We start from the raw sequence: 24,452 nt of genomic DNA, 5'->3' as shown, positions 1-24,452 counted from the left end.
CCATGGGCGAGCCATATTACATTACCACCGCGATCAGCTATCCCAATGGCAAGCCGCATATCGGCCATGCCTATGAGGCGATTGCCGCAGACGTCATCGCGCGCCATCACAAGGCCGAGGGTTTCGACGTGCGGTTCCAGACCGGCACCGACGAACACGGTCTGAAGATGGCCCAGAAGGCGCGCGACCTCGGCATAACGCCGGCGGAGCTGGCAGCGGAAATGTCGCAGCATTTCATTGACATGTGTGACAAACTCAATGTCAGTTACGATGTCTTCATTCGCACGACCGAACCGCGTCACCATGAGTCGGTGCAGGAACTCTGGCGCCGCATGGAAGCCAACGGCGATCTCTATCTTGATCGCTATGAAGGCTGGTATTCGGTCCGCGACGAAGCCTACTACGACGAAAGCGAGCTGATCGAAGGCGAGGGGAGGCAAAAGCTCTCTCCCCAGAATACGCCCGTCGAATGGACCGTCGAGGAATCGTGGTTCTTCCGGCTCTCCAAATATCAGGACCGACTGCTCGATCTCTACAAATCGACCGACTTCATCCGCCCGGAAAGCCGTCTTAACGAGGTGATGCGCTTCGTCGAAGGCGGACTTCGTGACCTTTCGGTATCGCGCACCAGCTTCGACTGGGGTGTGAAAGTGCCGGGCAGCGAGAACCACGTGATGTACGTGTGGGTCGATGCGCTCACGAACTACATCACCGGGCTCGGCTTTCCGGCCGAGGGCGGTGATTTCGCGAAGTACTGGCCGGGCGACCTGCACCTGATCGGCAAGGACATCGTGCGGTTCCACACCGTCTACTGGCCAGCCTTCCTGATGAGCGCCGGCCTGCCGGTGCCCAAGCAGGTCTTCGGTCATGGTTTCCTGTTGAACCGGGGGCAGAAGGAATCGAAGACGCTCGGCAATGTCACCGATCCGATCGATCTGGCAGAGGCCTACGGGGTCGATACCCTGCGCTATTTCCTGATGCGTGAAGTCGCTTTCGGGCAGGATGGGAGTTGGTCGCACGAAGCCATCGTGACGCGGTGCAATGCCGAACTGGCAAACAGTTTCGGCAATCTGGCGCAGCGCACGCTCTCCATGATTTTCAAGAACATGGATGGCACTCTTAAGCCGAGCTTGCCGCTCGACGACGCCGATGTGGCCTTGGCCGATGCCGTTGCCGTCGGCGTTGGGGGCATGCGCCGGGCGTTCATGGACCTCGATTTCTCGGCTGGGCTGGAAGCGTGGATGCGCGCTGTCTTTGCCTGCAACCAGTATGTCGACGAACAGGCGCCCTGGACGCTGCGCAAGACCGATCCGGAACGCATGGAAGCCGTGCTGATGACGCTGCTGCGCTGTGTGCGCAGTCTGGCGATTGCCGTACGTCCCGTGGTTCCGACCGCCATCGACAAGCTGCTAGACCAGATGGGCGTCGCTGCCGATGCGCGCGACTATACGGCGCTGGAACAGTCGGACTGGCTCGAAACGCTCGCTGCCAGCGGCTTCACAATTGCGAAGCCTGAGGGTGTGTTTCCGCGTCTCGAAATGCCCGAGGAAGCGTCGGCCTGATGCTGATCGATTCCCACTGCCATCTCGAGTACGAAGGCCTCGTCGAGGACCAGCAAGGCGTCCTGGACCGCGCCCGTGCGGCCGGTATCGGCGGTTTTCTCAACATCTCCACCCGCCAGCGCGAGTGGGACAAGGTTGTCGGCACCGCGGCGCGCGAAAAGGATGTCTGGGCCTCGGTGGGCATTCATCCGCACGAGGCGGACCAGCATGCCGATCTGGGCGAGGGGGCTCTGCTGGAAGCGGCAGCCCATCCCAAGGTCATCGGTATCGGTGAAACCGGGCTCGACTACTACTACGACAAGTCCGACCGCGCGGTGCAGCAGGCCTTGTTTCGCACGCATATTGCCGTGGCTCGTGAAACGGGTCTGTCGCTGATCGTGCACACGCGCGATGCGGAAGACGATACGGCACGCATTCTCGAGGAAGAGACGGAGAAGGGCGCGTTCCCCGCCCTCATCCACTGCTTCACCGCGAGTGCCGAATTCGGCCGCAAAGTACTCGATCTGGGACTTACAATCTCGCTTTCCGGCATCGTAACCTTCAAGAACGCTAAGGACTTGCAGGCCGTTGCTGCAGAGCTTCCCGAAGACCGGCTGCTGGTGGAAACCGATTCCCCGTTCCTCGCGCCGGTGCCGCATCGTGGACGCAAGTGCGAGCCGGCCTACACGGCTGATACCGCCCGTTTCGTCGCCGGCTTGCGCGGCGTTTCGCCGGAACATCTGGCCGAGGTGACGACGCGCAACTTCTTCGCGCTGTTCCGGAAGGCCTCCGCGTGAAGTTGACGATCCTCGGCAGCGGTACGTCGACCGGCGTACCGCGCCTCGGTGGCGAGCATGGCGCGGACTGGGGCAAGTGCGACCCCGCCAACCCGAAGAACCGGCGCACGCGTGTTTCGATCATGCTGGAGAGTCAGGCCGGCAGCCGCATTCTTGTCGATACGCCCACCGATCTGCGCGCGCAGCTTCTGGCCAACGATATCCATCGGCTGGATGCCGTGTTCTGGACGCACGATCATGCCGATCACTGCCACGGCATCGATGACCTGCGGCCCTTGCGTTATGGCCGCGCCGGCCCGATCCCGGGCTATGCGGGCTCCGAAACCGTTCGCCGCCTGCGCCAGCGTTTCGGCTATGTTTTCGCCGGCCAGGAAGGCTATCCGACGATCGTCACGCTCGACAATCTAGACACCGTCCGGATCTGCGAGGGTTTCAAGGTCGATCACGTCCAAATGCCGCATGGCCCGGCCAAGTCGACCGGCTATCGGTTCGAATGCGACGGTAAGAGCGTCTGCTACACGACTGATTTCAGTGAAATAACCCGCGACATGATCGACCTGTGCTTTCGCTGCGACACGCTTGTGGTCGATTGCCTGCGCCGTGAGCCGCATCCGACGCATGCCCATCTGGGTATGGCACTGGAATTCGCGGAAGCAACCCAAGCCGGGTTCGTGGTGCTGACCCATCTCGACAAGAGCATGGATTTCGCCAAGCTCAGCAGTGAAGTGCCTGACTACGCGGCGGTCGCGTACGATGGCATGGTTATGGAGCTGTGATGCAGACCGCAACGATCGTCTCGGTGATTGCCGTGATCGCGTGCCTGATCCTGGCGACGCGGAGCGCACCATTTCGCAATCTCGGTATGAGCGGCACGATGAAGTACGCTTTGATCTGGGTAGCAATCATCGTCGGCCTGGTCGTCATCATTCAGGTGAGCGGTTTTAGTATCGAGCAGTAGCGCTTGAGGGGGCCCGCACCCCCTTTTATACACTCCACCATTTAACATAATATATATTATCATTCTGTCGTTCGTGTTTTAGGAGAGGCCCTCTTTCGGGAAAAAACTCGAAAAGCTCGGGTTTTCAGCGCAGCCGCTTCACGTAGAGCCCACTCTCGCGCTTCTCGGTCGCGAAGTTCGGCAGGCTCTGCACCAGTTCGGAGAGCCGCGAGAAACCGTAGCTGCGCGCATCGAAGCTCGACCGGTTCGCCACGCGCTGGCCGACTTCGGACAAACTGGCAAAGCCATCGTCATCGCGCTTGCTGGCTTTCCAGGCATCGCCAAGCAGATTGATCAGCGTATCGTCCACGGCTGGCTTGGACGCTTTCGCGCCTTGCTGGTTATCGGCATCCTTGGCCGACATCGCGTCGAGATCGATAAAGCGGGTGCAGGCTTCGCGGAAGGCTTCGGGCGTGCGGCTCGATCCGAAACCGTAAACCGGCGTACCGTTCTGGCGGATGCGGATCGCGAGCGGCATGAAATCGCTGTCGCTCGACATGATGCCGAAACCGTCGACGTGCCCGTCATAGAGCAAGTCCATGGCATCGATCGTCATCTTCATGTCGGTCGCGTTCTTGCCCTTGGTGAGGTCGAACTGCTGCTGCGGCTCCAACGCATGGCGATGGACGAGGCCCGCCCAACCCTTGAGCGCCGGCTTGCTCCAGTTGCCGTAGATGCGCCGCACGTTCACCGTGCCGAGATCGCCCAGGATCGTCAGCGCCGCATCGAGCGTGGACGGCGAGGCATTGTCGGCATCGATGAGCAACGCGATGTTGCGGCTGCGGTGAGTACTGGCGCTGGCCATTAGGAAATCCCCTGCAATTCGTTTTCTTGCCAATGCATAGGCGCCGGATTGGTTGCCCGGCGCACGATCACGGCGAAAAGAAGCGCCAGCACGGCCGGCATGATCGGTATAGACGCATTGAGCGCCAGCGGCCGTGCGAAGGCTGGTGCTATGAAAGCCAGTGCCAACGCGAGCTTTTCCCAGTCGCGGAATCCACCCCGCAGCCCTTCCCCCAACAACCAGAGCGCAGGGAATGCAAGGAGAACAAGATCGTAGTCCAACGCAAAGGGCGTCACGAGCAAAGCGCCTGAGAGCACGCTTGCGGCGACCGCACCCGTCCAGCGGTGCTGGCGGCACAGCAACCCGATCCCCAATCCCACACCGATGGCGGCCGCGACCTGCAGGGCATAGGCAAGGCTTACCGACATACCCAGCAGACGCCCGGCGGCAAACACGCTCACCATCTTGCCGAAAGGAACGGCGCCAGCCTCCATGGCTGTCGTCGCCCGGCTGCTTGCCGCGAGCCAATCAACCCAGACCTGCGGACCGGAGAGGACGACGGCGATCATCATCAGCAAAAGCGTCGTAGCCGTAGCCGAAAACACCGTTCGCCATTCGCGGGTGAGGACCAGCGCGAGCGGTATAAGCAGGCCGAACTGCGGCTTGACCGTTGCCAGGCCGAAGAAGACACCGGCCATGTCCGGACGGCTCCGCACCAGCAAGGCGCCCAGCCCGAGGAAAGCCGCCACCAGAAACGACGTCTGTCCATGCGTCACGACAATCGGAACCGCCGGGAAAGCCAGAATAAGCAGCCAGAGCGGGGCCGTCTCCCCTGCCCGCAGCCACCACTGGCGCACGGCGGCGATGTATGCGACGCCGGTCACGATGAGCCATACGGCAAGCGCGGGAAAATAGGCGAGCAGACCGAGTGGCCAGCACATCGGCAGGAACGAGGGCGGATAGAAGAACGCCGTATATCCGGTGTCCGAAGCGTAGAATGCGCGCTGCGCGGCGATGTGCACAGAGGCATCATAGACGTCTGCGCCCCGATGCAGCATGTACCCGGTGGTCCAGAAGCTGATGAAATCGCTGCCGAGCAGGAAGCCATTGCGGTCTATCCCGCCTCGCGATGTCGCCACCAGAAAGACCAGCATCGCCACGTTCAGCAGTGCAAGCAGGCGCAGATATCCGAGCGCGCGCGCCCTCCCCAGCCAGTCCATCTGTTTCAGGAAAGCCCCCATGCCTGGGCTTGTGCAACGCTGCGGCGGGGTTGTCCATGGGCCTGCAGGAAGCGGCCCGGAACGGTCTTGCCTTGCTGCGACGCACAACATAGGGCTTGATCGAACACTTAAACGGACAGGATCAGCCGATGCAGCGTTTCGAAGGCACCAGCAACTACGTCGCCACCGATGACCTCAAGGTCGCGGTCAACGCCGCAGTGCTCCTGCGCCGTCCGCTGCTGGTCAAGGGTGAGCCCGGCACCGGCAAGACGGTACTGGCCGAGGAAATCGCCAAAGCCGTCGATGCGCCGCTGATCACCTGGAACGTCAAGTCCACCACCAAGGCGCATCAGGGCCTCTACGAGTACGACGCCGTGGCCCGCCTGCGTGACGGCCAGCTCGGCGACGAGCGCGTGCATGATATTTCCAACTACATCCGCAAGGGCAAGCTGTGGGAAGCCTTCACCGCGCCCAAGCTGCCGGTGCTGCTGATCGACGAGATCGACAAGGCGGATATCGAGTTCCCGAACGATCTTCTCGCAGAACTCGATCGCATGGCTTTCGACGTCTACGAGACCGGCGAGCATGTGGCGGCCATCGAGCGCCCGATCGTCGTCATCACCTCGAACAACGAGAAGGATCTGCCCGACGCTTTCCTGCGCCGCTGCTTTTTCCACTACATCAAGTTTCCTGACCGTGAGACGATGGAAGCCATCATCGACGTCCACTTCCCCAACATTCAGAAGACTCTGGTCAAGAAGGCGATGGAGATCTTCTACGAGCTGCGCGAAGTGCCGGGCCTCAAGAAGAAGCCCTCCACCAGCGAACTGCTCGACTGGCTCAAGCTGCTGATGAATGAGGATATGCCGCTCGAGGTCCTGCAGAACCAGGACGCCAGCAAGGCGATCCCGCCGCTCCACGGCGCGCTGCTGAAGAATGAGCAGGACGTTATGCTCTTCGAACGGCTCGCTTTCATGGCGCGCCGCGGAAGCTGAGATGGGCGCGCCCTACTCCGGAAGCTGCAACTGCGGCGCGGTGACGGCGACCATCGATGCAGAGCCCGCCTGGGTGCGCCAGTGCTGGTGCCGGCAATGCCAGAAGGCAGCATCGGGCAGCGCAACCACCAATGCCCTGTTCCCTAGCGATGCCATCAAGCTGACCGGCGAGGTTCGCTGGAACGGCTATATCGCCGAAAGCGGCAACACCATCGAGCAGGGTTTCTGCTCCAATTGCGGCACGCAAATCTTCGGCCGCAATTCCGCGCGTCTGGGCGCGCTGGTCGTCCGCCTCGGCTTTATCGATCCGCCGCACGATCTGCGGCCGTCCTCAACCATCTGGCTGGACGAAGCCCCCGACTGGGCGAAGGACGGCGGCACAGTGGAGTTGTTCCCGCGCCAACCTCCCCCACCGCCAGCGAGCTGAGCCCTGGTGTTTGAATCCGGCAGCTACCCGGTCGAACATACCCGTTTTGCGCGGCTCCGCGCGCGTCTGGAAGCCTTTGAACCGTGTCCCGGTTGGCGGGCATGGTATCTGCTAATGTACATCTCGTTCGTCATCGTCGCGGCGGTGCACCGCCCCCGAGAGCGCGCCCTGCCCCGTCAGCCCACGTTGAAACAGGCCTGACCATCCGCCTTGAGCGACGCGCAGATTGCGTGCGCATCGGGGGCCGTTATCCGCAAACGGTAGTAGCGCCGCGCACCAACAACTGCTGGCGTAACGGTCTTTCGGACATTGGATAACTCGGGATGCCTGCTGACCAACAAGGCCCAATGCGCATCGGCTTCATCCGGGCTCAATGACGCAGCGAGTTGCACTGTTTCCAGATCCGATTGTGCTGGTGCAGGTGAATCCAACAAAGGCAGATAGGCGATCCTGGGAGACGCCGTTTCCTTGGATTCCGAAGCGACCGCCAGTTGCGGTGCGCGCGAATCCGCCTTTTCCGGCCTCGCCGTATTAAGCGCCAGCACCCCGGCAGACGAGTGGGAAGCGAGCGACTCACTCGTCACGACGACTGCCGTCGAACTGGCACGAGTCTGGGCAAAAAGGGCGCGCGCGAAGGAATACGGTACGCGGATGCAGCCATGCGATGCCGGATAGCCAGGCAAATGTCCTGCGTGAATGGCGATCCCGTCCCAGGTCAGCCGCTGCATGTAGGGCATCGGGGCGTTGGCATAGAGGTTGGAACGGTGCTTCACGGCCTTTTGCAGGATCGGAAAAACACCCGACGGCGTCGCATGGCCACGTTTCCCGGTGGAGACCGGAGATTCCTTCCAGGGCTCACCATCCTTGAAAACGTACATTCGTTGCGATGCCTTGCTCACAACGATCAACGTGCCGGACTGCATTACGTCCTCGACGGTGGGATGCAATTTCTTCGGCGCCGGTGCAGCGGCTTTTTCGACGGCTGCAGATTGCATAGCCGGTAACGGTGCCGCTCGCGGCACAGCACCGGGTCCCGTTGCCCCCAGATTTGCGGGCAAAACCATCAATATCGCCGCGCCGACGCTGGAGGCCAAACGAATCATCTGCACTGCCCTGTTAACTAATCGCGTTAACGATTAGTCATGCAGCCCTGCGGCTCAACCCGATTCTTGTTTTGTAACCGGCCCGGATCGTGGTCTCCCACACGATCGAAGGCCTTGCTCCGGCCCCTGCTTCTCCCGTATCAGCTAGGCAAGGCAAAGGAGCGCATTAAGGTGTTCTTGAATTTCATCGATGAATTGCGCGTCGCAGGTATTCCTGCCTCGCTCAAGGAACACTTGGTGCTGCTCGAAGCGCTCGACAAGGACGTGATCGAGCAGTCGCCCGAGGCGTTCTACTACCTCTCGCGCGCCACCTTCGTGAAGGACGAAGGCTTGCTCGACCGCTTCGATCAGGTGTTCCAGAAGGTCTTCAAGGGAATTCTCACCGACTACGGCCAGCAGCCGGTGGATATCCCCGAGGACTGGCTGAAGAAGCTCGCCGAGCGCTATTTCTCCGAAGAGGAGATGGAGAACATCAAGTCCCTCGGTTCGTGGGACGAGATTATGGACACGCTCAAGAAGCGGCTCGAGGAACAGCAAAAGCGCCACCAGGGCGGCAACAAGTGGATCGGTACCAACGGTACCTCGCCTTTCGGTCACTCGGGCTACAACCCCGAAGGCATTCGCATCGGCGGCGAGGGCAAGCATGGCCGCGCGATCAAGGTCTGGGAAAAGCGCGAGTTCGCCAATCTCGATAACACCAAGGAACTAGGCACCCGCACCATCAAGGTGGCATTGCGCCGTCTGCGCCGCTTCGCCCGCGAAGGTGCTGCCGAAGAACTGGATCTCGACGAGACGATCCGCGGCACCGCCAAGCAGGGATGGCTCGATCTGCATATGCGGCCAGAGCGGCACAATGCCGTAAAAGTGCTGCTTTTCCTCGATGTCGGCGGATCGATGGACCCGTTCATCTCGCTGGTGGAGGACCTGTTCAGCGCCGCCACCAGCGAATTCAAGAACCTGGAGTTCTTCTACTTCCACAACTGCCTTTACGAAGGCGTGTGGAAGGATAACCGCCGCCGCTGGTCGCAGCGCACGCCGACCTGGGACATCCTTCACAAGTACGGGCACGACTACAAGGTGATCTTCGTCGGCGATGCCTCGATGAGCCCTTACGAAGTCAGCCATCCCGGCGGCTCGGTCGAGCACATGAACGAAGAGGCCGGCGCCGTGTGGCTGCAGCGCGTGATGCAGACCTATCCGGCCACCGTATGGCTTAACCCGACGCCCGAGCGGCAGTGGGAATATTCGAGTTCGACCCGCATGATCCGCGACCTGATGGGCGGCGCCATGTATCCCGTCACGCTCGACGGGCTGGATGCGGCGATGAAGGAACTGACCCGCAAGAAGAGCTGACCGAGCCGTTCGCTGCCGAAACGGCCCGGCGGCACGAGGTCAGGTTTCCGACGGATAGGCGACGTTCTCGTGAATGGACTGCCACGAACCGTCTGCCTGCTTCTGGAAGACCTCCGTATAACGAATGTCGGCCTCCTTCACCTTGCCGGCGCTGCTGGTAAGGCGGGCAAGACCAGACGCGATAAACAGGTTCGGCCCTAGGATCTGGATTTTCGGATCCGGCATTTCGGCCTTGTCGAACTTCATGTCAACGAACTGCGCGTTGCTCACATGCATCGTCACCTGGCCACTGACACGCCCGGCTTTCCCTGGCTCATAGGCCACTATGTCATTGGCGTACCATTTATCGATGGCAGTGAGATCCATCGACCCCATAGCCTTGGCAAAGTCGGATAGAATGGCTCCGGCTTGCGCCTCGGTCAATGGTGGTGCGGCTTCCACCGCCGGTTGCGAGTTGCAGGCCGAAAGACCGGCACCTCCCAATGTCAGGGCCGCAAGCCCCAACGCGAAAGATCCATTTCGCATGACATCCCCTCTGTTTTGCGCGGCGCCTTTGCAACGCTCGCAACCACAGAGCCTAAGCCCGCCCTGCCCGATGGCAAGGCGCTTAACTTTTGTAGAGAAGCAGTCCTTCGATGGATTGGCGCCACGCCGCCTCGTCACGCGATGCTATGGCGTCGAGATCGCCCGGCAAGGCAGCCGCGTCGTCGACCCATTCGCGCAAGGCCGGACCGCCGTTGATCACGTCGATGGCAAGACGATCGAGCTCGTATTCGTAGGGGAAATCCCGCCAGATCGGGTAATCCGGCCAGAGGTTGCGGATCGCCTTGAATGCCAGCGCCTGAAGCCGCCACGGCCGAAACGCCGCATGGTCGTAGAACGGCCCCTCGGCGTGGATCATCAGTCCGTTGCAGAGCGTGTGCCGGTGCTTGTGGAACGTAGGCTCGAACCAGCATTCTCGCAGCGCGCAACCGGCCAGCCAGTCGGGTGCCAGTCGCTCCATCTCGGCTTTCACCGCCTTCGCATCGACATCGGGTGCGCCGAACAGCACTTCGAGCGGACGCGTGGTGCCCCGGCCTTCCGAGAGCGTGGCCCCCTCGATCATGACGGTACCGGCATAGGACCGCGCCATGTTCAGGCTGGCGGCATTGGGGCTGGGATTGATCCAGATGCGGTCTTCCGGCCAACCGAAACCGGGAGCGGCATCGGGCCTCCAGCCCTCCATGGCAATCACCCTGTAATCAACGTCGATATTGTAGTGCCGGACGAACCAGTGGCCCATTTCGCCAAGCGTCAGGCCGTGCCGCATCGGCATCGGTCCCGCGCCGACAAAACTTTCCTGCCCCGGGATCAGCATCGTTCCCTCTACGGGACGGGCTGCCGGGTTGGGCCGATCGAGGACCCAGACGCTCTTGCCCTGCGCGGCTGCGGCTTCCAGCAAATAGAGGAGCGTGGTCACGAAGGTGTAGATGCGGCAGCCAAGATCCTGCAGATCGAACAGGTACACATCGGCCGTGGACATCATCTGGTCCGTCGGCCTGCGCACCTCACCATAAAGGCTGAACACCGGGATGCCGTAGACCGGATCGGTATCGTCCTGCGTCTCGACCATGTTGTCCTGCTTGTCCCCCTTGAGCCCGTGCTGCGGGCCGAAAGCGGAGGTCACGTTGACCCCTGCTGCGATCAGCGCATCGAGTGAATGCGCAAGATCCTCCGTCACCGACGCCGGATGGGCGACGAGAGCTACGCGCTTGCCTTCGAGGGGCTTGCGCAGTGCGGAGTCCGCCAGCAGGCGGTCGATACCGAACTTCATGCAGCGCTGGGTGCCGCAACCTCCTCGAGGAAGCAAGCCGGATCGTGGAAATCGGGCGCGTCTGCGTTGTGCATGACAGCCCAGTAACTTTTCACGCCGCCCTGCTCTTCGATCACGGCAGTGAAACCGGCCTTCAACGGTGCTGGCGGCAGGCCCGTCGCGGGAATGGCCGCATCGAAGATGGCCATGTCGGTCCCGAGCCGTATCGTGCAGTCCGGCTCGCGCGGCATCGGCCGTTCGATCATGCCCTCGCGGCGACCGGAGAAGTCATATACGTTCCAGCGCTCGGACGGCGAGAGATTGATCTCGATGTATCCGGCATCGTTGGGCGCCTGCAGAAACAGTTCGAAGCAAGTCGTTTTCCAGAGCTCGTCAGCCCTTCCCTTTCCGGCAAATGCCGGCACGACCAGTTTTCCACATCCCATGATCTTCCAGCGCACGCGAAGCCAGCTCGCATCGAAGCTGACAAGCCGGGCCTCGATGCTGCGGACGGCGGAGGGCGGATGAGCGGGATGAGATATAAGCTGGACCATATTCCGGAGCCCTAGAGCGCCGTTTGCAACGCTGGCAATCGTGAATCGTCCGACGTCGGACATGGCACGACCGATCGTTTCCCCGTGGCGCGGACCGCGGTGCAGGTGACCGCTTTGTTTCCCGCCCCGCGCGTGCTAGGCGCGCCGCTCCCGAACAAGCCGAAGTCACGGACATGACCTACTCATCTTCTTTGCTCCGCCTGCTCGATGAGCGTGGCTACATCCATCAGGTAACCGATGCCGAGGCCCTCGATGCCCTGGCCGCAAAGCAGATCGTACCGGGCTATGTGGGCTTCGATGCCACCGCGCCTTCGCTGCATGTCGGCAATCTCGTGTCGATCATGCTGCTGCGCCGCCTGCAGCAGGCCGGGCACAAGCCTGTCGTCCTGATGGGCGGCGGAACGACGCGCATTGGCGATCCGACCGGCAAGGACGAAGTCCGCAAGATGCTGACGGACGAAGCGATCGAGGGTAATATCGCCTCGATCCGCACGGCTTTCGAGCGCTTCCTGACGTTCGGCGACGGTCCGACAGACGCAGTCATGGTCAACAACCACGACTGGCTGGGCCAGATCGGCTACATCGAGATGCTCCAGAAGGTTGGCACACACTTCACCGTCAATCGCATGCTGAGCTTCGATTCGGTAAAACTGCGCCTTGAGCGCGAACAGCCGATGACCTTCCTCGAATTCAACTACATGATCCTGCAGGGCTACGATTTCCGGCACTTGTGCCAGACGCAGGATGTTCGCCTGCAAATGGGTGGCTCCGACCAATGGGGCAATATCGTCAACGGTGTTGAACTGACCCGCCGCATGGATTCTACCGAGGTATTCGGCCTGACCACGCCGCTGATTACCAAGGCGGACGGCACCAAGATGGGCAAGTCGGTTTCCGGCGCGGTCTGGCTCAACGAAGCCTCTCTGCCCTCTTACGACTACTGGCAGTTCTGGCGGAATTGCGACGACCGCGATGTCGGCCGCTTCCTGCGCCTGTTCACCGACCTTCCGCTGGATGAAATCGCACGGCTCGAAGCCCTCGAAGGCGGCGAGATCAACGATGCCAAGATCGTGCTCGCCAACGAGGCAACGAAGCTCTGCCGCGGCGAGGAAGCAGCAAAGGCAGCCGAGGCCACAGCCAGGGAGACCTTTGCAGGCGGGGGCGCCGGCGAGGATCTTCCCACGGTCGAAGTCGATGCAGAGGGTGTCCGTCTGGGTGCCGCCTGCACCGCTCTCGGCTTCACGGCATCGAACGGCGAGGCAAAGCGCAAGATCGCGGAAGGCGCAGTCAAGCTCGACGACGAAGTGATGAGCGACCCCGGCTTTCTGATATCGATTGCACCGGGCGAATCGCGCAAACTCAGCCTGGGCAAGAAGAAGCACGGCATCCTCAGAGGCGCCTGACCGGCAAAAATACACCGCTCGTCCGGCACATTACTGCCGGCTTTACCGATTGTTTGCCAATTCGGCGCATTATCTGTCCTCAAGGTCACGAACTGAGGCAATGATAATGAGTGCGGGTGCGCAGCTTTCTGTAACCGATAAGCGCCGGGCGGCACGCCATCCGGTCGACTATTCCGTGATTGCAGAACATCGCCAGCTGGGCGACCTGCCGCTGCATATCGTCAACGTCTCGGCCCAGGGTTTCATGGTCGATGGCGACCTCGGTCTGGAGCGCGGCGAACGCGTTGTCATGCGCCTGCCGGTAGTCGGACGCATCGAGGCGCACCTCATCTGGTCGCACGAAGGTCGCGCCGGTTTCCAGTTCGAGCGCATCATCCGCGTCGATGACTTCCTGAAACTGGTCGACACGCTGCAGCCCAATCCTCGCCTGCGTCCTCGCCGCTAACCGCCACATACGATCAGAGCCGCCGACCAATTCGCAGCGGTTGCCACAGCCGGGTAAAGCGCCTTTGCGGCGCTGCAGCGCATTTGTGTTCAACGCGCGCTTTTGAGTCTTGATATAATATATCATCACAATTAGCAGGACGGGCATGAACAGCCCCTCCCCCCGAATCACCGCGCTGGCTTGCGCCAGTGTCCTTGCAATCACCACGGGCCTCCTCGTCCCGGGTACGGCCTTCGCCCAGGACGCTGCGAGTGCGAACACGGATCAGAGTTCTTCCGACCCGCACAAGGATGCACATGCCGCCGGGAACGAGATCGTCGTCGTCGGCCACCCGCCCACGGACTACGGGCTGCTCGCAGCGACCACCAGCATCACCGGGGATACGCTCGTCTCGAACGTTCGGTCGCAGATCGGCGAGGTCCTCAACAAGCTGCCCGGCGTTTCCTCAACCAGCTTTTCTCCCGGCGCCTCGCGTCCGGTTTTGCGCGGCTTCAGCGGTGACCGTGTCAGCGTCCTGACCGACGGTATCGGCTCGCTGGATGCTTCCAACGTTTCGGTCGACCATGCAGTCGTGTTCGATGCGCTGACCGTCGATCACATCGACGTCTTCCACGGCCCTTCCGTGCTGCTGTTCGGCGGCAACGCCATCGGCGGCGCAGTCAACGCCATCGACAAGCGCATTCCGCGTGAAGTCCCCGACCGCATCGAGGCGACCGGGATTGCCGGTTATGGCTCCGCTGCCAGCGAACGCTCGGCCAGCGGCGCTGCGGAAGTCCCTCTGGGTGACCGCTTCGTTGCGCATGTCGATGCATCCTGGCGCAAGAGCGATAACCTGCGCACCGGCGGCCACGTCTATTCGCCCGAACTGAGGGCCGAAATGCTGCACTCGGCGGAAGAAATGGCCGCCGATGGCGAGACGGACGAAGCCGCCGAACTCACGTCCGAGGCAAATCGCACCGGCAAGATTCCCAATTCGGCGGCACGCACCACTACTATCGGCGCCGGTCTGGCTTTCATCGATGCCGGCGGCAGCCTGGGCATTTCCTATCAGCATTACGACACCGTTTATGGTGTGCCCGACCGTCCCGCGACCTTCCACGACGAGGAAGGCGAAACCCACGAAGAAGGTGCGCACGATCATGACGAGGCGCCCGTCCACATCGATCTGGTGCAGGATCGCTTCGATCTGCGCGGCGAACTGAAGCTCGGCGGATTCCTCGACCGGGTGCAGGTCCGCGGCGCTTATGCAGACTACCGCCACATCGAATACGAAGGTGATGAAAAGGGTACGATCTTCGATGGCCAGGGCATCGAAATGCGCACCGACCTCGTCCAGTCGGACCGCGGCGGTTGGCGCGGGCGCAGCGGCGTTCAATACCTGTGGCGCACGCTGACCGTTACCGGGCCAGAAGCCGTCGTGCCCGACTACGATATCGAACGCATCGGCATGTTCACACTGCAGTCGTTCGATATCGGCAGCGGCTTCACGATTGACGGTTCGGGGCGTTACGATTCTTCGCGGGTCAAGTCGCGGGGCGCATCGTTCTCACGCAGCTTCGATCTTTGGTCGGGGGCAGCCGGTGTCTCATGGAAGTCCGGCGACGGGCTCGGCATCGGTGCCAACTTCGTCCATGGCGAACGCGCGCCCTCGCCTGAGGAACTGCTCAGTGATGGCATCCACGTGGCCACGCAGGCCTACGAGGTGGGTGACGAAACGCTTGGTGTGGAACGGAGCAATGGTTTCGAGGCCTATGTCCGTTATCAGACGCCTATCATCAACCTGTCCGTGACCGGCTATCTGACCAAGTTCAGCAACTATATCGCGCCGCTTGCAACCGGCGCCGAACAGGACGGCCAACCGGTCTACCGCTACACGCCGGTCGATGCGACCTTCAAGGGTTTCGAGGCATCGGGCAGCGTGAAGGCCATGGACTGGGGGGACGGTGATCTGCGCTTCGACGCCTCGGCCGACTACACACACGCCCAGATAAAGAACCTGGGACCGGTTCCCCGCATTCCGGCCCTGCGTCTTCGCGGCGGCAGTGACGTTACGCTGGGCGACCTGCACCTGCGCGGCGAAGTGGAATGGAATGCCAAGCAGGATCGCGTGGGCGCCTATGAGTATCCGACCGGCAGCTTCACCGTCGTCAACCTGAGTGCGGACTGGCATCCCATGGGCGAGCAAGGCCCGGTCACGCTACTGCTTTCTGCAAACAACCTGTTCGACGTGGTCGGTCGGCGCTCCGCATCGTTCACGCGGGACTTCGTGCCCATCGCCGGACGTGACCTGCGGATAACCGCGAAGTTCACCTACTGAGCAGAAAACACGGCTTAATCTTGGCAAGGGCGGGAGGTGGTGCCATGCACCGCGCGTGAGCACCCCCACCTCCCCCCTTCAGATTGCCAACTACCGCAAGTTCTGGCTTGCCCGTTTCAGCGCCATGCTCGCATCGACGGGCATGGTCGTGATCATCGGCTATCAGCTCTACGACGTCGCCCGCAGTGTATACGGCATGTCGATGGCGCAGGCCTCGTTCCAGCTCGGCCTGCTGGGCTTCGCACAGTTTCTACCCGTATTCCTGCTGACCCCTGTCGCGGGCGTGATCGCTGACCGGTTCGACAGGCGCAAGGTAGCCGCCTTCGCGGCCTTGCTCGATGTCTGCGTGGCCCTGGGTCTGGGCGTTACGACCGAGCTGGAAGTGCGCAGCCTTCCGGTCCTGTTCGGTTTCGCCGTCCTTCACGGCGTTGTGCGCGTTTTCATCGGGCCCGCCATGGGGGCAATCGCGCCCAATGTCGTACCGACAAGTCTCATCCCCCGCGCCATCGCCTTCAATTCCATTGCAATGCAGGCTGGCATGATCATCGGCCCTGCCGCCTACGGCTTCCTCTTCGCCGCCGACCGCGCGCTTCCCTACTGGACGACAGCGGTCATGCAGGTGGTCGCCGCCATATCCATTCTGGCCATCAACAACCTGCCCGAAATGCACCGGGATGCGCGCAAGGCGCACCCGGTGCGCCAGATCATCGACGGATTCCACTTCGTTTGGCGGGAACGCTTTCTGCTCGGCTGCATCACGCTCGACCTCTTCGCGGTTCTGCTGGGGGGCGCGACCGCCCTCATGCCGGTCTTCGCGCGCGACATCCTGCATGTCGGGCCTGAGGGGCTGGGGCAGATGCGCGCGGCCGCTGCTGCAGGGGCAGCCGTCGTCGCCCTATGGCTCTCTTTCCGCCCGCTTGCCAGCAATGTCGGCGTGAAGATGCTGGTCGCGGTCGGCGTCTATGGAGCCATGACGGTGGCTTTCGGGGTGTCGCGCGAATTCCTGCTATCGCTGGGATTTCTGGCGCTGCTGGGCGCGGCGGACATGATCTCGGTCTTCATCCGCAGCTCGCTCGTCCAGCTGCGGACCCCGGACGATGTGCGGGGCCGGGTCTCTGCGATCTCTGGACTTGCGATCTCCGCCTCCAACGAACTCGGTGAAATGCAGTCCGGCGTCGCTGCGGCGTTGCTCGGCCCGACCGGGGCGGTTGTTTTCGGCGGCGCCGGTGCCATAGTCATTACTGTGATGTGGGCGTGGTTATTTCCGGAAATCCGGCGCGCTCGTAAATTCGAAGCATCCTGGGAGCAAAAGCCATGAAGGCCGACAGTATTCTTGCCACTATCGGCAATACCCCGCACATCCGCCTCTCGCGCCTGTTTCCCGATCACGATGTCTGGGTAAAGGCGGAGCGCGCCAATCCGGGTGGCTCGATCAAGGACCGCATCGGGCTGGCCATGATCGAGGCGGCGGAAGCCGACGGCAGCCTGAAACCGGGCGGCACGATCATCGAGCCGACTTCGGGCAATACCGGTATCGGCCTCGCTATGGCCGCAGCGGTGAAGGGCTACAAGCTGATCCTCGTCATGCCCGAGTCGATGTCCATCGAACGCCGCCGCCTGATGCTGGCCTATGGAGCGGAGTTCGATCTGACGCCGCGCGAAAAGGGCATGAAGGGCGCGATCGACCGGGCCAAGGAACTGGTCGAGGCCACTCCGGGTTCATGGATGCCGCAGCAGTTCGACAATCCCGCAAACGTCGACATCCACGTGAAGACGACGTCGCAGGAAATCATCGCCGACTTCGCGGACAGCCCCATCGATGTGCTCATCACGGGTGTCGGCACCGGCGGCCATCTCACCGGCTGCGCGGAAACGCTCAAGAAGACCTGGCCGGGCATGAAAGCCTATGCCGTCGAGCCGACGCTTTCGCCGGTGATCTCGGGCGGCCAGCCCGGCCCGCACCCGATCCAGGGCATTGGCGCCGGGTTCATCCCGTCGAACCTGCACACCCAGTCCATCGACGGCGCCATTCAGGTCGATCCCGCAGACGCCAAGGAAATGGCGCGCCAGTGCGCGACCAAGGAAGGTATGCTGGTGGGTATCAGCTCGGGGGCCACGCTCGCTGCGATCGCCCAGAAGCTGAAGGACCTGCAGGCGGGCAGCCGCGTGCTCGGTTTCAACTACGACACCGGCGAACGCTACCTCTCGGTGCCCGACTTCCTGCCTGAATAATGGCGCTCGAACCGGTCCGCTACAGCCACGCGGGGCAGGATCTGGCGGGATGGCTTGCCCGTCCTGCCGGCTCTCCCCGTGCGGCGGTGGTGGTGTTCCCGACCATCGCGAACATCAACGCCGCAGTGGAACGGCGCGCCGTCATGCTTGCCGGGCTGGGCTATCTGGCCATGGTGGCCGATTTCTATGGCAAGGCGACCAGTGATCCGGAAATGGTCCGCACGCTTGCCGACCAACTTCGCAGCAACGTCTCGCTTTATCGGGGAAGGATTGCCGCCGCCCTAGGCGCTCTTCGCGGCCTGCCTGAAGCCGCCGGCCTGCCGATGCTGGCGACCGGATACTGCATGGGCGGCCAGGCCGCGCTGGAGGCTGCCCGCGACGGGCACGATCTTCTCGCTGCGGTCAGCTTTCACGGCATCCTGTCGACCGACAGGCCCGCGCAGCCGGATGCGATGAAGGCGCGCCTTCTGATCTGCCATGGCGATGCCGATCCACTCGTGCCGCGCGAACAGGTTCTGGCTTTCTGGGAAGAAATGGATGCTGCGGGCGCCGACTGGCACTTTCACACCTACAGCCAGGTGCGGCATGGCTTTACCGATCCAGGCAGCGACGCCCGCGGCTTCGATGCGGTCAAGTACAACGCCAGCGCGGACCGGCAATCATGGGCTGCGATGGTAAGCCTCTTCGCCGAAGTCCTGGCCTGACGTTGCACCGAAAAATGGCCGCGCCTCTTGTTGAAGGTGCGGCCATTTCCTTTTCAGATCGTGAACGGTTTAGCAGCCGCCGGAGCCATTGCCCCGATTGCCCCAGCCATAATGGTTTCCTTTACCCCAGCCCTTGTGATTGCCGTTGTCGGACTTGCCCGTGCCATGGCCTTTTCCCTGGCCGTGCTCCGTGCGGCCCGGCGGTTCATCGAAGCTGCCGAACGCGGCCTTCTTGAACGCGGACGGCGAAAAGTGCGGCATGGACTGGCTTGCCTTGGTCCCGGCGAATGCGCTTGCCGGAACAAGAGCCATTGCCGCCGCCGTGCCGACGCAAAGTGCGATACGCTTCATAATAGACGTCTCCTAAATGGACGAGCTTCATCGTCGCCCTTCCGGACATGGCTCTCCGTCCCGGCACCCGCAGCGGATGCTTCGCTAGCTTTCGGGCATTGAAAGACAGCCACCACTTCAGGCAGCCGGAACCGCTACTCCGCCCAGCTCAACAGAGACTTCTTGTATGGCGTTGCGACCAACGCGGAGTAGCTATTCCGCGATTCATGGCCCCGCCTCGATTACTCGGGGATGATCGCGGCTATTATCTTCACTCAGCCAAGGGCGGCGGGTCTTTCCCAGAATTTGGACACAGACCGGACAGGAACCGCATCAATCGAACGTCATGAAAACCCCTGGAAACGAAATGCCTCGATAAGCGCTTCGTCGTACACAGAAGTCCACTCGCGGGATTAATTTCGTTTTATTAACAAAGGTTAAGATGGCTTAAGGGATAATTTTCCGAAGAGTGTCCCCATCAAGCTGCCGGTAGAAGCAGCTCTTCGCCCCCGTGTGGCAGGCCGGTCCCTCGGGCTTCACGATGAGCTGCAACGCATCCTGATCGCAATCGACGCGAATCTCCTGAACGCGCAGGAAGTGCCCGGAAGTTTCGCCCTTGAGCCATAGCTTGCCACGTGAGCGCGAATGGAAATGCGCCAGACCGGTTTCGCGCGTCTTCTCCAGAGCCTCCGCATCCATATACGCGACCATGAGGATGTCCTTGCTCTCGGCATCGACGGCGATCGCAATGAGCAAGCCCTTCGCATCGAAGCGCGGCAGGAAGGCTGTGCCAAGTTCTCGTTCGGCAGTGGAGACTTCGGTCATTTCAGGACATTTCCTCGATCAGTCTTTCAGTATTGTAATGTTGCACGATAACAACAGCTGGTGAGCAAAATCCACGTATCAGCATGAAAGCCCTTTTCAAAAGGCCGGATTCGTCGGATTTTGCAGCTGCAGCTGCAGCTGGGGGGCTGCTTCTGACCCACAGGTCGCTGACACACAAGCGCCACGGTTCAGGGACGAATGATCGAAGTGTGACACGTTCCGCTTCGGTCGAATTGATGAGGGATCGGACCAGACGGCAATCAGGGGTGTCGTCGAACTGCATGGCAGGGCCCAAGAGTTTCGTCACGAGGGCGCCCGGGACTTTTCGGTTCCGGGCGTTTTCCTTTTAGGACGAACGGAAACTTCATCGAGAACGCGCGCGAAACAGGCGATCACCACAGTTTCGGCACCGGCGCGCCTGAGAGCCGAGACGCAAGCATCGCTGGTTGCGCCGCTGGTCAACACGTCGTCGACAAGAATCAGGTTTGCGCCCTTCAGCAAGGAAGCGCGCTTCGGATTGACCGCGATGGCACCCGTAAGGGCGCGCTTGCGCGCCTTCTTCCCAAGTCCGCCCAGTGACGGCGTGTACTTGCGCCGAACCAGCGCATCGACGGCGAGATTGGCGCCGGTCCGTCTCGCAAGCTGCCGCCCCAGCTCGGCAGCCTGATTGTAGCCGCGCTTCCACAACCGCCAACGGTGAAGCGGCACCGGCACGATCAGCCAGTCCGGACCTACACCCGACAACTTCGGCGCGATCAGCCCGGCCATGAGCGGGGCAAGCGCAATCCGGTTGCCATGCTTGAGGGCCAGAACCAGCTTGCGCGAGGTCTCGTTGTAGATCGTTGCCGCCGCGATGCCATCATGGCGGGGCGGCTGGCCAAGACAGGGCGCGCAAATCGCGCCTTCCGGAGTTCCGTCAGCGAACGGGCGGCCGCACTGGATGCACGCCGGCTCGCCGGGAATGATGAGGTCGCTCCAGCAATCCGGGCACAATCCTGTTTGCGCACCAATGGCATCACCGCAGAGCGGGCAGCGCGGCGGGAAGACCAGATCGACGAGGGGAGCCAGGGCCCGGTTGAGTACCATGGCCGGATCGTATCCCCGGCATCGCTGGTCACAAGCGGTTGCAAGGTTTTCATCGAGGTTGCAGGGGGAAGGCATGGCCAGCAAAGCACCCCCGCGCATTTTCTCCCCCACGCGCCGCATCGCCGCACGCCGCCGAATGCTCGGCCTGCAGACCCTGCCCGATGCGCCCCGTTACATGATCGACGACATGGTTGAAGACGTGCTGGAACGCCTTGCATTTCTGCGCTTCGAGCCAGCCAGTGCGTTGATCGTCGGCGACTACAGCGGGAAACTTGGACGGACGCTCGAGGCTCAAGGTGTGCAAGTGACGCAAGCGGAACCGGCGGATGGGTTCGCCGAGGAGCAGCCCTATCCCTTCGAAGGGTTCGATCTGATCGCCAGTCTCGGAACGCTTGATACCGTGAACGATGTTCCGGGCGCTCTCGTGCACATCCGCAAGGCTCTGGCGCAAGGCGGGATGATGATCGCCAGTTTTGCTTCGGCGGGCTGCCTTCCGGTGCTGCGCGACATCATGTTCGCCGCGGACGGGGACCGCCCTTCCCCGCGCCTGCATCCCTCCATCGACGTTCGCGCCGGTGGGCAACTGCTGCAGCGCACCCTGTTCGCCGATCCGGTTATCGATCAGCGCCCGCTCAAGGTCGCCTTTCGCAGCCTCGACAGGCTTGTCAGCGATCTGCGCGCGCAAGGCCTCTCGAACGTTCTGGCCGATCCCGGCCCGCCGCTGAGCAAGAAAGCCCTGGACCGGGCACGCGCAGCCTTTGCCGATGCCGGCGAAGACGGTCGCACAGTCGAAGTATTCGAAATCCTGACGCTGTCGGGCTGGAAGCGCTGACTTCCAGCCCGCAGGTTCCTCAGGGCAGCGCGGCCTGCGCGGCAGCCAAACGCGCGATCGGCACGCGATAGGGTGAGGCGCTGACGTAATCGAGGCCGGTCTTCTCGCAGAACGCGATCGAGGCCGGATCACCGCCATGTTCGCCGCAGATGCCGAGCTTGATGTCCGGACGCGTCTTGCGCCCACGCTCGGCAGCCAGTTCGACAAGCTGCCCGACGCCCTCGATGTCGAGGCTGACGAACGGATCGCGCGCAAAGATGCCCTTCTGGACGTAAGTGGGCAGGAACTTGCCCGCATCGTCCCGCGAGAGGCCCAGCGTGGTCTGCGTGAGATCGTTGGTGCCGAACGAGAAGAACTCGCCCGCTTCGGCGATGTCGCCCGCCATCAGGGCTGCGCGCGGCAGCTCGATCATGGTGCCGACCATGTATTCGAGCGTGGCGCCCTTCTCCTCGAACACCTGCGTCGCGACCTTGGCCACCAGTGCCTTGAGGATTTCGAGCTCCTTGGCGGTGGCCACCAGCGGGATCATGATTTCCGGTACGATCGCTTCGCCATGCTCGGCAGCCACATCGCAGGCGGCCTCGAAGATCGCGCGGGCCTGCATCTCGTAGATCTCGGGAAAGGTCACGCCAAGGCGGCAGCCACGGTGGCCGAGCATCGGGTTGAACTCGTGGAGCTCGCCTGCCCGGCGCTTCAGCGTCTCGACACCGATGCCGATCTCGTCCGAGAGTTCTGCAAACTCGGCATCCTCGTGCGGCAAGAATTCGTGCAGCGGCGGGTCGAGCAGGCGGATCGTTACCGGCAGGCCGCGCATGATGTCGAAGATCTCGTGGAAGTCCGCGCGCTGTTCGGGCAGCAGCTTTTCAAGCGCGCCCCGGCGGCCGGCTTCGTCTTCGGCCAGGATCATCTGACGTACGGCGGAAATACGGCTGGCATCGAAGAACATGTGCTCGGTGCGGCACAGGCCGATGCCTTCGGCGCCGAACTGGCGGGCCATCCTGCAGTCCGCCGGCGTCTCGGCGTTGGTGCGCACTTTCATGCGGCGGTGCTTGTCGGCCCACACCATCAGCGTGGCGAAGTCGCCGGCCAGCTCGGGTTCGATGGTCGGCACCTCGCCAGCCATGATATCGCCCGAAGCGCCGTCGAGCGTGAGGATGTCGCCTTCCTTGAGTTCGCGCCCGCCCATCTTGAGCGTGCGCGTCTTCATGTCGATCGACAGACCCGACGCGCCCGAGACGCAGGGACGGCCCATGCCGCGTGCCACCACGGCCGCGTGACTGGTCATGCCACCGCGCGCGGTCAGGATGCCCTTGGCCGCGTGCATGCCGTGAATGTCCTCCGGCGAGGTCTCGACGCGCACGAGAATGACCGCTTCGCCCATTTCCGCGCGCTTTTCCGCTGTATCGGCATCGAGCACGATCTGGCCCGAAGCCGCGCCCGGCGACGCAGGCAGGCCCCGGCCGAGAATGTCGCGCGGGGCCTTCGGATCGAGCGTGGGATGCAGAAGCTGATCGAGCGCCATGGGATCGACGCGCTTGATCGCGGTGGCCTCGTCGATCAGCCCTTCATCGACCATGTCGACCGCCATCTTGAGCGCGGCCTTGGCGGTGCGCTTGCCCGAGCGGGTCTGCAGCATCCACAGCTTGCCCTGCTGCACCGTGAACTCGATGTCCTGCATGTCGCAGTAATGCTTTTCGAGAAGTTCAAAGACTTCAGCCAGTTCGCCATAGGCCTTGGGCATCGCCTCTTCCATCGAAAGCGGCTTGGCCCCGGCCTTCTCGCGCGCGGCCTTGGTGAGGTACTGCGGCGTGCGGATGCCGGCGACGACGTCCTCGCCCTGCGCATTGACGAGATATTCGCCGTAGTAGGCCTTTTCGCCGGTCGCCGGGTCGCGGGTAAAGGCGACGCCGGTGGCGGACGTATCGCCCATGTTGCCGAAGACCATGGCCTGCACGTTGACCGCGGTGCCCCAGCCCCCGGGGATGTCGTTAAGCCGGCGATAGACCTTGGCGCGTTCCGAATCCCACGAATCGAACACGGCTCGAATCGCGCCCCAGAGCTGCTCGTTCACGTCCTGCGGGAACGGACGATCCAGTTCGCTGGCGACGATGTCCTTGTACTGCTTGACGATCTTGCGCCAGTCGTCGGCGGTCATCTCGACGTCGTTGAGATAGCCGCTGTCTTCCTTGGCGATCTCCAGCGCTTCCTCGAACAGGTGGTGCTCCACGCCGAGAACAACGTCGGAATACATCTGGATGAAGCGGCGGTAGCTGTCCCACGCGAAGCGGTCGTCGCCGGACGTCTTGGCGAGGCCTTCGACGGTTTCGTCATTCAGGCCGAGGTTGAGCACGGTGTCCATCATGCCCGGCATCGAGACGCGCGCGCCCGAGCGGACCGAGACCAGCAGCGGATCAGCGGCATCGCCGAAGGACTTGCCGACAGTCTTTTCGATGTGCGTCAACGCCTCGGCAACATCGGCGCGCAGTTCGTCCGAGAAGTCGCCGCCTTCGGCCAGATACTGCACGCACTGTTCGGTGGTGATCGTAAAGCCCGGAGGCACCGGCAGACCGATCCCGGCCATCTCCGCAAGATTCGCGCCCTTGCCGCCGGTGATGATCTTGTCCTTGGCGCGCGGATCGTCATGCTTCGCTCCGCCACCGAACGTATAGACCTGCCTGCTCATCTATCCCCTGTCTTTCTGTATTTAGTCACTTT

At 62.3% G+C, this 24,452-nt stretch carries 24 protein-coding genes; 14 read left to right on the top strand and 10 right to left on the bottom strand.

Annotated features, from left to right (window positions below; genetic code table 11):
* Window positions 1–2 precede the first annotated feature (2 nt).
* From metG to IEX64_RS15695, 4 genes are read left to right on the top strand one after another with little or no spacing between them, the layout of a single operon-like run.
* Window positions 3–1,562 carry a methionine--tRNA ligase gene (metG, locus tag IEX64_RS15710; RefSeq protein ID WP_188821062.1) on the top strand — a complete coding sequence of 520 codons (1,560 nt, stop codon included), beginning with the start codon at window positions 3–5 and terminating at the stop codon, window positions 1,560–1,562.
* A complete protein-coding gene (locus IEX64_RS15705) occupies window positions 1,562–2,338 on the top strand; it encodes a TatD family hydrolase (protein WP_188821061.1) in 777 nt (258 codons plus the stop codon). The genes metG and IEX64_RS15705 overlap by 1 nt, the downstream gene beginning before the upstream one ends.
* On the top strand, window positions 2,335–3,114 hold the full coding sequence (locus tag IEX64_RS15700; protein ID WP_188821058.1) for an MBL fold metallo-hydrolase: 780 nt from the start codon (window positions 2,335–2,337) through the stop codon (window positions 3,112–3,114). Before IEX64_RS15705 ends, IEX64_RS15700 begins: the two co-directional genes overlap by 4 nt.
* Window positions 3,114–3,296, top strand: a complete 183-nt coding sequence (locus IEX64_RS15695; protein ID WP_188821056.1) for a hypothetical protein — start codon at window positions 3,114–3,116, stop codon at window positions 3,294–3,296. The genes IEX64_RS15700 and IEX64_RS15695 overlap by 1 nt, the downstream gene beginning before the upstream one ends.
* Before the next feature lie 124 nt (window positions 3,297–3,420).
* On the opposite strand, the gene IEX64_RS15690 is transcribed toward IEX64_RS15695, so the two are convergent.
* Together IEX64_RS15690 and IEX64_RS15685 are read right to left on the bottom strand one after the other, a co-directional pair.
* Complete coding sequence (locus tag IEX64_RS15690; protein WP_188821054.1) at window positions 3,421–4,140, bottom strand: NYN domain-containing protein; 720 nt, start codon at window positions 4,138–4,140, stop codon at window positions 3,421–3,423.
* On the bottom strand, window positions 4,140–5,360 hold the full coding sequence (locus tag IEX64_RS15685; protein WP_188821052.1) for a glycosyltransferase family 87 protein: 1,221 nt from the start codon (window positions 5,358–5,360) through the stop codon (window positions 4,140–4,142). Before IEX64_RS15685 ends, IEX64_RS15690 begins: the two co-directional genes overlap by 1 nt.
* Window positions 5,361–5,488: 128 nt before the next feature.
* Between IEX64_RS15685 and IEX64_RS15680 the strand changes: the two genes are divergently transcribed.
* Both IEX64_RS15680 and IEX64_RS15675 read left to right on the top strand, forming a co-directional pair.
* On the top strand, window positions 5,489–6,334 hold the full coding sequence (locus IEX64_RS15680; RefSeq protein ID WP_188821050.1) for an AAA family ATPase: 846 nt from the start codon (window positions 5,489–5,491) through the stop codon (window positions 6,332–6,334).
* A gap of 1 nt (window position 6,335) precedes the next feature.
* Window positions 6,336–6,761: a GFA family protein gene (locus tag IEX64_RS15675; RefSeq protein WP_188821048.1), complete on the top strand. Its 426-nt coding sequence runs from the start codon at window positions 6,336–6,338 to the stop codon at window positions 6,759–6,761.
* A gap of 176 nt (window positions 6,762–6,937) precedes the next feature.
* On the opposite strand, the gene IEX64_RS15670 is transcribed toward IEX64_RS15675, so the two are convergent.
* On the bottom strand, window positions 6,938–7,864 hold the full coding sequence (locus IEX64_RS15670; RefSeq protein WP_229710465.1) for a L,D-transpeptidase family protein: 927 nt from the start codon (window positions 7,862–7,864) through the stop codon (window positions 6,938–6,940).
* Window positions 7,865–8,035: 171 nt separating this feature from the next.
* Between IEX64_RS15670 and IEX64_RS15665 the strand changes: the two genes are divergently transcribed.
* Window positions 8,036–9,217: a vWA domain-containing protein gene (locus IEX64_RS15665; protein ID WP_188821046.1), complete on the top strand. Its 1,182-nt coding sequence runs from the start codon at window positions 8,036–8,038 to the stop codon at window positions 9,215–9,217.
* A gap of 39 nt (window positions 9,218–9,256) precedes the next feature.
* Here the strand turns inward: IEX64_RS15665 and IEX64_RS15660 are convergent, their stop codons facing one another.
* The 3 genes from IEX64_RS15660 to IEX64_RS15650 form a co-directional block, all read right to left on the bottom strand.
* A complete protein-coding gene (locus IEX64_RS15660) occupies window positions 9,257–9,721 on the bottom strand; it encodes a YybH family protein (RefSeq protein WP_229710463.1) in 465 nt (154 codons plus the stop codon).
* Window positions 9,722–9,824: 103 nt separating this feature from the next.
* Window positions 9,825–11,030 carry an exo-beta-N-acetylmuramidase NamZ family protein gene (locus IEX64_RS15655; RefSeq protein ID WP_188821044.1) on the bottom strand — a complete coding sequence of 402 codons (1,206 nt, stop codon included), beginning with the start codon at window positions 11,028–11,030 and terminating at the stop codon, window positions 9,825–9,827.
* On the bottom strand, window positions 11,027–11,563 hold the full coding sequence (locus IEX64_RS15650; RefSeq protein WP_188821042.1) for a DOMON-like domain-containing protein: 537 nt from the start codon (window positions 11,561–11,563) through the stop codon (window positions 11,027–11,029). Before IEX64_RS15650 ends, IEX64_RS15655 begins: the two co-directional genes overlap by 4 nt.
* A 173-nt stretch (window positions 11,564–11,736) precedes the next feature.
* Here IEX64_RS15650 and tyrS point away from each other — a divergent pair, with 173 nt between their 5' ends.
* The 6 genes from tyrS (at window position 11,737) to IEX64_RS15620 (ending at window position 18,664) form a co-directional block, all read left to right on the top strand.
* Window positions 11,737–12,966, top strand: coding sequence for a tyrosine--tRNA ligase (gene tyrS / locus IEX64_RS15645; RefSeq protein WP_188821040.1), 1,230 nt, complete (start codon window positions 11,737–11,739; stop codon window positions 12,964–12,966).
* Window positions 12,967–13,072: 106 nt separating this feature from the next.
* The gene (locus IEX64_RS15640) at window positions 13,073–13,411 is read left to right on the top strand and encodes a PilZ domain-containing protein (RefSeq protein WP_188821038.1); all 339 of its coding nucleotides are present in this window, start codon (window positions 13,073–13,075) and stop codon (window positions 13,409–13,411) included.
* A 145-nt stretch (window positions 13,412–13,556) separates the two neighbouring features.
* Entirely contained in the window at window positions 13,557–15,728 is a 2,172-nt protein-coding gene (locus IEX64_RS15635) for a TonB-dependent receptor (RefSeq protein WP_188821036.1), read from the top strand.
* Window positions 15,729–15,783: 55 nt separating this feature from the next.
* Window positions 15,784–17,046, top strand: coding sequence for an MFS transporter (locus IEX64_RS15630; protein ID WP_188821034.1), 1,263 nt, complete (start codon window positions 15,784–15,786; stop codon window positions 17,044–17,046).
* Window positions 17,043–17,960, top strand: coding sequence for a cysteine synthase A (cysK, locus tag IEX64_RS15625; RefSeq protein ID WP_188821032.1), 918 nt, complete (start codon window positions 17,043–17,045; stop codon window positions 17,958–17,960). Before IEX64_RS15630 ends, cysK begins: the two co-directional genes overlap by 4 nt.
* On the top strand, window positions 17,960–18,664 hold the full coding sequence (locus IEX64_RS15620) for a dienelactone hydrolase family protein (protein ID WP_188821030.1): 705 nt from the start codon (window positions 17,960–17,962) through the stop codon (window positions 18,662–18,664). Before cysK ends, IEX64_RS15620 begins: the two co-directional genes overlap by 1 nt.
* A gap of 69 nt (window positions 18,665–18,733) precedes the next feature.
* Here IEX64_RS15620 and IEX64_RS15615 read toward each other — a convergent pair whose 3' ends face one another.
* From IEX64_RS15615 to IEX64_RS15605, 3 genes are all read right to left on the bottom strand, one after another.
* Complete coding sequence (locus tag IEX64_RS15615) at window positions 18,734–19,015, bottom strand: hypothetical protein (protein ID WP_188821028.1); 282 nt, start codon at window positions 19,013–19,015, stop codon at window positions 18,734–18,736.
* 426 nt (window positions 19,016–19,441) lie between these two features.
* Window positions 19,442–19,819, bottom strand: coding sequence for a phosphoribosyl-AMP cyclohydrolase (gene hisI / locus IEX64_RS15610; RefSeq protein WP_188821026.1), 378 nt, complete (start codon window positions 19,817–19,819; stop codon window positions 19,442–19,444).
* A gap of 303 nt (window positions 19,820–20,122) precedes the next feature.
* Entirely contained in the window at window positions 20,123–20,905 is a 783-nt protein-coding gene (locus IEX64_RS15605) for a ComF family protein (protein ID WP_188821024.1), read from the bottom strand.
* 73 nt (window positions 20,906–20,978) lie between these two features.
* Between IEX64_RS15605 and IEX64_RS15600 the strand changes: the two genes are divergently transcribed.
* A complete protein-coding gene (locus IEX64_RS15600; protein ID WP_188821022.1) occupies window positions 20,979–21,737 on the top strand; it encodes a methyltransferase domain-containing protein in 759 nt (252 codons plus the stop codon).
* A 19-nt stretch (window positions 21,738–21,756) separates the two neighbouring features.
* Here the strand turns inward: IEX64_RS15600 and ppdK are convergent, their stop codons facing one another.
* On the bottom strand, window positions 21,757–24,420 hold the full coding sequence (gene ppdK / locus IEX64_RS15595; protein ID WP_188821019.1) for a pyruvate, phosphate dikinase: 2,664 nt from the start codon (window positions 24,418–24,420) through the stop codon (window positions 21,757–21,759).
* Window positions 24,421–24,452 lie beyond the last annotated feature (32 nt).

Source organism: Novosphingobium indicum, from assembly GCF_014645195.1.
Classification (GTDB): domain Bacteria; phylum Pseudomonadota; class Alphaproteobacteria; order Sphingomonadales; family Sphingomonadaceae; genus Novosphingobium; species Novosphingobium indicum.
This window is presented reverse-complemented; position numbering and strand designations above follow the sequence as displayed.